The organism is Paracoccus sp. PAMC 22219, assembly GCF_000787695.1.
Classification (GTDB): Bacteria; Pseudomonadota; Alphaproteobacteria; order Rhodobacterales; family Rhodobacteraceae; genus Paracoccus.
Genome location: NZ_BBPH01000046.1, coordinates 1 through 6,769, shown reverse-complemented (window position 1 = coordinate 6,769; position 6,769 = coordinate 1). Strand labels below are relative to the sequence as shown.

General features: G+C 55.3%; 10 protein-coding genes. 7 read left to right on the top strand and 3 right to left on the bottom strand.

Annotated features, from left to right (window positions below; all coding sequences use genetic code 11):
* Positions 1 to 703 (top strand): hypothetical protein (locus TY51_RS22525; RefSeq protein ID WP_197054668.1); only part of this gene is annotated, 703 nt, incomplete at its 5' end.
* On the opposite strand, the gene TY51_RS20860 is transcribed toward TY51_RS22525, so the two are convergent.
* From TY51_RS20860 to TY51_RS23960, 3 genes are all read right to left on the bottom strand, one after another.
* Complete coding sequence (locus TY51_RS20860; RefSeq protein ID WP_081994736.1) at positions 690 to 1,577, bottom strand: hypothetical protein; 888 nt, start codon at positions 1,575 to 1,577, stop codon at positions 690 to 692. The two genes, TY51_RS22525 and TY51_RS20860, sit on opposite strands and share 14 nt — an antisense overlap.
* 300 nt (positions 1,578 to 1,877) lie before the next feature.
* Positions 1,878 to 2,693: a MobA/MobL family protein gene (locus TY51_RS23965; protein ID WP_304413097.1), complete on the bottom strand. Its 816-nt coding sequence runs from the start codon at positions 2,691 to 2,693 to the stop codon at positions 1,878 to 1,880.
* The gene (locus tag TY51_RS23960; RefSeq protein ID WP_052649871.1) at positions 2,647 to 3,033 is read right to left on the bottom strand and encodes a MobA/MobL family protein; all 387 of its coding nucleotides are present in this window, start codon (positions 3,031 to 3,033) and stop codon (positions 2,647 to 2,649) included. Before TY51_RS23960 ends, TY51_RS23965 begins: the two co-directional genes overlap by 47 nt.
* A 148-nt stretch (positions 3,034 to 3,181) precedes the next feature.
* Between TY51_RS23960 and traD the strand changes: the two genes are divergently transcribed.
* The 6 genes from traD (at position 3,182) to TY51_RS06305 (ending at position 6,518) form a co-directional block, all read left to right on the top strand.
* A complete protein-coding gene (gene traD, locus TY51_RS06325; protein ID WP_042247348.1) occupies positions 3,182 to 3,436 on the top strand; it encodes a conjugal transfer protein TraD in 255 nt (84 codons plus the stop codon).
* Complete coding sequence (locus TY51_RS06320; protein ID WP_042247345.1) at positions 3,429 to 4,055, top strand: hypothetical protein; 627 nt, start codon at positions 3,429 to 3,431, stop codon at positions 4,053 to 4,055. Before traD ends, TY51_RS06320 begins: the two co-directional genes overlap by 8 nt.
* Positions 4,056 to 4,412: 357 nt before the next feature.
* Positions 4,413 to 5,432, top strand: a complete 1,020-nt coding sequence (locus TY51_RS06315) for a replication initiation protein (RefSeq protein ID WP_042247342.1) — start codon at positions 4,413 to 4,415, stop codon at positions 5,430 to 5,432.
* Between the two features lie 2 nt (positions 5,433 to 5,434).
* Positions 5,435 to 5,902, top strand: a complete 468-nt coding sequence (locus TY51_RS21760) for a DNA-binding protein (RefSeq protein WP_156117914.1) — start codon at positions 5,435 to 5,437, stop codon at positions 5,900 to 5,902.
* Positions 5,903 to 5,985: 83 nt separating this feature from the next.
* Positions 5,986 to 6,231, top strand: a complete 246-nt coding sequence (locus tag TY51_RS06310) for a type II toxin-antitoxin system ParD family antitoxin (RefSeq protein WP_042247339.1) — start codon at positions 5,986 to 5,988, stop codon at positions 6,229 to 6,231.
* Complete coding sequence (locus tag TY51_RS06305) at positions 6,228 to 6,518, top strand: type II toxin-antitoxin system RelE/ParE family toxin (RefSeq protein WP_042247336.1); 291 nt, start codon at positions 6,228 to 6,230, stop codon at positions 6,516 to 6,518. The genes TY51_RS06310 and TY51_RS06305 overlap by 4 nt, the downstream gene beginning before the upstream one ends.
* Positions 6,519 to 6,769 lie beyond the last annotated feature (251 nt).

Genomic DNA, 6,769 nt, shown 5'->3' with positions numbered 1-6,769 from the left:
AAAATTATATAAGCAGCTTAAAGATGAATACACTTTGTCGGTTGAGGATTTTAATGGCAAAAAAATACTTGTGATAGGATCAGCAAATACTGTCATCGAAGACCTTAAGCATATTGATACATCAGACATCGATATAGTTGTTAAGATGAATAACGGAATTCATACATCGTTAAATTTTTTGGATAAAGACTCGCTACGATGCGATGTGCTCTTCCATAGCTTCGGGAACGACACTCGGCCCGTCACTATTAACAGTCTCAATCAGGCTGGGGTAAAATCGATAGTGCACCGGACTTTAAAAAGAAGCTCTTTCTTAGATACGCTAATTGCAGAAAAAAAATTTGCAGATGCAGTTAAAGTAAAGATTATACCATATGAAAAATATAACTCTTTAGCTGAAAAATTGGGCGGGTACGCTCCCAGTACGGGAATGGTGTGCGTCGATTTCTTTATCAATACGCCATTTTCAAGTCTAACTATTGTAGGGTTTACTTTCTTTTCAACCCGTTATGTTCCTGGATACGACGATAAAATTACTTCTGATGAAGCAGCACTTTCAAAAGTTGAAAGTGCTGGCCATCACTCTCCATCGCGCGAAGCGCGTCTGATATATAATATTGCAAAAAATGCTAAGGACGAAGGTAGAAATGTTTACCTTAGCAGGAGCATGCAGCAGGCAATTGATAACTTTAACGTATCATAGTTCTGCGGCGAGCAAGTACCCGCATTGTTTCACTCATATACCCTGCAGGAGGGGTTACATCACCCTGGGGAGTCCAGATCCCATACGCTTCCCGCAGATAATCTATTGCGGCCAGATCAGCCTCCACCCTGCCATGTCCCTGCTCTGAAAACGTCAATAGGGAATGAACATCTCCAACATCAAAGCTGTCGATGCGCACTACACCAGCATTTAGCCAGATAGGAACACCGACTCTTTCTAGATTTCCAGATAGCCACGGATCATCTACCGTCCATATAACATCAGGGATATTGAAAGCGTCATTACCAAACCATTCTGGCTTTACCATAACACCACCATGTCCATTTAAAATATCAACGAACCCACTCTTGGCATAGATTGATGATTTTATTCTGAATCCTGAAAGAAGCCTCTTGATTCTATATGCAATAGGCTTTCTTCCCCATCTAGCTGCTCGAGGTAGACGTGATTTATCGCGACTGGCTTCATCTATATCGGGAAGTGTTTCGCCTGCTTCGACGATGCAGTAATTTGCATAGCGCACCCGGCAATCTTTGAACCGACCATGCCAATTTATATCATATTGCTTGTCATCATCACCAAAAAGAATATCGACAGACTCTCCGTAAAGATCACGACAAGCAGGAAGGACTTTGGTGGCTGGGCCAAGATCCTCACATCTTTTGATGGTTACTCCTGATGGAACATCTGGAAGCGTCCCATCCCAATCCGGAAACCTTCTATAGCTGTGAGGAATATAAAGCCTTACTTCTGCGGCGGGCTGCTTCTGCGCAAGCATCGCTTCCAGAGTGGGGCGTATTTTATTAAATCGCGGAGGAATAGAGGAGAGCGTTATAATGGTAGGATTGGTCATATCTAGATATTTCCCTTTTTAGGTTTGCACGCAAAATTCGAATCTTGTTGAGATTCTCTGATAAAAATTATTGCCTGCGAACGTTTGGTAAAAAGTGTTTGTTAGATTTTCAGGCATAGTCTTGTTCATTCACTTAAAAGAAGGCATGGATCGCCGGTCTGGGCACGAAATATGGGCAACCAGATCTCCCGTGCGTCTAAGTTATCTTTGTCAATCGCACTGGTTTGTGGCGGAAGCGACGCATCGAGGGAATATTGCCTCCAAACAGTCCTTTGTTGCCGCTTACACGCCATCGTCTTTTCACCTTTCATGGCTGGGCCCTTCGCGCTCAGCGGCGCGCTGCCGTTCCAACGCCCGCTCCTGCTTCAGCACGCGTTCCCTCTCCCGGTCTTGCTGGGTGAGGGCATGCCCGGCGCTCTCAACATTACGCTCGACCTCCGCACCACGATCCACACCGCGCCCGGCCCGCGCCGCCTGTAGCCGTTCAAGAGCGCTCGAGGGCGCATCCACGGCCCCACGCGATGCACGGGCGGCCTGAAGCCTCTCCAGCGCCGTCTCCGGGGCGCGGGTGAGGCCGAGGGCCGCCGTGCGCTCCTGCACCCGGTCCAGGGTCCGCTCCAGCCATTCCCGGGCCTGCGTCCGGAACTCACGGGCGACCTCGCGGACCTGCAAGCCGATCTCGCGCACCTCCTGCCAGCGATCGGAGGCCGGCGTGGCGATCCCGCGCCGCATCATACTCCAGCCCCGGGCACCGACATCGGGCAAGGGTGGACGGTCCAGCTCCACCGCCCGCGCCATCTCCGCGACGCGGACCCGCTCGTCGCCACGGCGCTCGGCCGCGTGAGCCCGCTCAAGCGCCTCCGCGCGCTGCGCCTCCAGGGTGCGGTGATCCACCCGCTCATGGACGTTGCAGCGCTCCAGCGTATGATTGACGTGCTCAGCCCAGGACGAGCGCCAGTCCACCAACAGCTCCTTGGCGTTCCAGTCGCGGTTCTTGGCCCCGAACCCCTCTGGGCCGATCTCGCGGGTGGTCAGCATGATATGGGCGTGATGGTTCCGCTGGTCTCCCTCACGCCCGGGCGTGAAGGGCGATGTCAGCGACCATACCCCGGGCAATGAACTGCGCCTGGACGAACCCGCGCACCAGATCGCGGTTCTGCTCAGGCGTCAGCTCGGATGGCAGGGCCACGCGCACCTCGCGGCTGACCTGCGCATCCTTGCGGCGCTCGATCTGCTCCACGGCGTTCCACAGCGCAGAGCGATCCCGCGCCCAGTCCGGCGCATGCGCGGGGGCGAGGATCTCGGTGTGCTCGACACCGTGCTTGCGGGTGTAGTCGTGCACCTCGCCGGTGCGGCGATCCACGACACGCTCGGCAGCACGGTATGCGCTTGCGGCGGTCGCGGACCGACCTTTGCTGCGGGAGATCACCGAGGCGTCAAAATGATAAATCGCCATGATCGCCCCCTTGGCCTGGTTTCGAAAGGATGCGCAGCGGTCCTTCGCTCACACGTCGCTTGCGACGTATAGGTGAGCACTTCGTGTCTTGCACCCTACGCTCTGGTGATTAAGAATTACAACCATTGCGCGATCACAGGATTTCAAAATGCCCAAGACCATTGACCAGCAGATCGCAACGGCTGAAGCCAAGCTCGCCCTGCTCAGAACAAAGAAGAAAGCCACCGACACCCGCGTCAAGATCATCGTCGGCGCTGTCGTCGTGAAGGCGGCACTGGAAACTCCCGACGCTGCCGCAAAGCTGGCAGGCCTGCTCCGCGACCGGGTGACACGCGAGCTCGATGTGAAAGACATTCAGCAGCTCCTGGCCAGCCTCGACAAGAAGGCCGCGCGTCATGGCTGATCCGAGAAACCCTGCCGCAGCCCCCACCCCCCAAGACGAGATGCTGGAAGCCCTGGTCTCCGTCACCGCAGAGAACACCACCACGCTGATCGACGTGCAGCATCAGGCCGCCGCAACAGCGGCCTCCGTGAAGGATGCCCGCACCTACATGGCCACGGTCGTCAAGAACACGGACTGGGAGACCAACGGCAAGAAGATCGCTGCCATTCTGGACAACGCCTTGCGGCAGGATCGCGCCGCCCTGCATGCCGTCGGTGAGGCCGCACGCGACATGCGCGGGACATCCATCGAAATCACCCACAGGGCCGTGGATGCCGCCGTGGCGCAGATGGACGCCAGCAAGGCCTTCGACAGGGCCGCAGAACGGCTCCTGGGGGCCCTGGAAGCCCATCAGAAGGCCAAGTGGCGCAGAGCAGGCATCATTGCCCTCATCGGGGCGCTCTGCGGCGCTGTGGGGTTCTTTGCCCGCGAACCGGCAACGCGGCTTCAGCACCTCTGGGATACAAGTACAGTGCTGCGGCAGGATGCAGCCCATCGCGACTGCAAAACGCTCGGTGGAGAAACCCTGCCGTCCGGTGAGCGACTGGCCTGTGTCATCTGGCAGGACGCAGATCAGTGAGCCGTTGAGCTCGGTCCGGGACGAATCCCTGATCGAGCATCAGATCAAGCCGAAGGAGGTTTTCTGGGATGAGGATACTGACCCTGTTCGCGGCATCGCAACAGGATCTCCAAGCAGCTCAGATGAGGGTGCAAACAGGTCTCTACAGCCCAAAAATCAGAAGCAAAATGGGCGGAGCCCCTCCTTGTTCTTCTTAGTTCTACAGTTCAGGCAGAAATAATCATTAATTTACAGTGGTTTATTGCTTTATAAATCACATATGGGGACTGATAAATCACATATGGGGACTGATAAATCACATATGGGGACTAAATCATGCATTTGACAATCACAAATTTGCAATTCATTTTGTGATTTATGATTAAGACTCTTAAAGTTGCCGCTGATCGCGCCCACGACGAGACCAAAACCGTGCTGCCTGCCGAGGTGGCGCGCGGGGTCTACATCGAAAATCCACCCAGTGCCGAAGCTCTCAAGCTGATGCACTTGCTGATAGGTACTGCTGGCGGACGCATGGCCGATGATGTGCGTCACGAGTTGCGGCTGGCAGACATCAAGAAGATCGATGGTATGCGAAACCATACCCGCGCCACGATGCGGAAGCTCTTCGTCGAACTGCGGGGGGCAGTGATTGTCTTTGATGACACTGAAGCTCAATGCGAGATCATCGGCGGGTTTCTGGATCAAGCGACGCTGGATTACCGCCGTGAAGTCAGCGACGACCTTCTAGTCGCCTGGTGGTTCGGGAGAACTTTCCGTGAGATGGCCGAGAAATCCTGTCACTGGGCTATCCTCGACCGGCAGACAGTGTTTGCCCTGTCCTCGAAATATTCAATCCTGCTGTTCCAGCACGTCGCCAGTATGGTGAACCTCAATCATGTCACCAGCAAAACATTCACCGTGGCTGAACTGCGAGCTGTGATGGGGGTGCCAGAAGGCAAACTTATACAGTTCGGGCATTTTAACAGTCGTGCCATCCAATCCGCAATTTCTGAAATCAACCAGACCTCACGTCTCACGCTGACCGCCACGCCGCGCAAGGTTGGCCGTACGGTTGTGAGTGTTACGCTTGCTTGGGAGGACAAACCATTTGAGCAGAAACGCGAAGCAAAGCGGGAGCTGGATCGTCCCAAAATTGGTCGGAAAGCGCGGCGAGATGAAACAGCAGAAATCCAAGTCACCACATTTCCCGAAGCTGGCAGCATCGCTTACTCGCCTTACTGGATCGATCTGAAGCGTAGGGCGGGCTGCAATGTGGATAACGCCAAGGTTGCGACCGACTTCCGGCGGTTTTTGAACGAGCGCGGCATATCTCGTAATGCTAGCAACATTGAAAAGCTGTTTTCGGATTTCTGCCGAACTGCTGGGAAGGTCTGAAGATGAGCTGGTCAATCAGCCAAGCGGCAAAAGAAACTGGTTTGTCGAAGTCCACCATCAGCCGTGCCATCAAAGCCGGTAGAGTTTCCGCCTTAAGGCAGGATGACGGCGCCTATTTGATTGAGCCGGCCGAACTATTCCGCGTCTACCCTCGTAAGGTTGCGCAACCCTCACCAGATACGCGTCATGAAGCGCTGCGCAACCCATATGAAGAAGCCTATGCAACCCCCTCACATGATGTAGAAATTTTGCAGGTAAAGCTTGCTATGACAGAAGCTCTGCTCCACCAAGAAAGAGAAAATTCTAAGAGGCAGCAGGAGACAGTAGAGGATCTTCGTCGGCGGCTCGATGCTGCGTCAGAAAAAGTGCTTGCTCTGGCGCAACCCGCGCAACCTTCTTCAGACGCGCGTCATGAGGCACCACGCAACCCCCCGCAACCCCGGCGGTGGTGGTCTTGGAAGAAGAACTGAGGCGCCATAAACAACAAGGTCTTGGCAGTTTGACAGCATATGTATTAAATATTGGTACACAGCATTAAAGCTAGGAGTGCCCCATGCCCCGCAACACCTCCGTCTCCCTAGGAGAGCATTTTACCGGCTTCATCAGTGCCCAAGTCGAAGCAGGCCGCTACGGCTCTGCCAGTGACGTGGTCCGCGCTGGACTGCGGCTGCTGGAGGAACACGAAACCCGCGTTCGAGCCCTTCAGGCGGCTCTCGATGAAGGTGATGCGTCCGGGGTCCCTGAACCCATCGACCTCCTAGCCTTCAAAGCCGAGCTGCGCGCCGGACGCGCGGGGTGACCAAGCTCCTCCGCTTCACTCCGGCCGCTCGCGCCGATCTAGCCGAGATCTGGAACTATACCGCCCAGCATTGGGACACGGAGCAGGCTGATCACTATCTCGATGAGGTTCACGGGGTCTGCCTGGCCCTTGCCACCGGCGAGATGGTCAGCCGTCCGGTTGATCTGCGCCCCGGAACCCGCAAGGCGCGGTCCGGCTCGCATATGATCTATGTCCGGGAAGGTGCAGACACCCTCGACGTGATCCGCATTTTGCACCAGCGCCAGGACGTCGAGCGCCACCTCTGACATCCTTCTAATTCAACCCTAACCCTGCCCCGTTTTCCCGTAAGGGATTTTATTGGCAGCTTTTAAAGGTAGGATCGTGAATATGGGCATGTGGATTGCAATTGGAACGGCCATCGGCATCGGGGTCGGGGCTGCGATGGACAACATTGGCATGGGTGCGGCCATGGGGGTCGCGATGGGTGCGGCCCTGAGCGCAGTTCTGCTGGGAACCGGTCGGGATCGTTAGCCTCTAACAGCCCCCTTCACTCAAC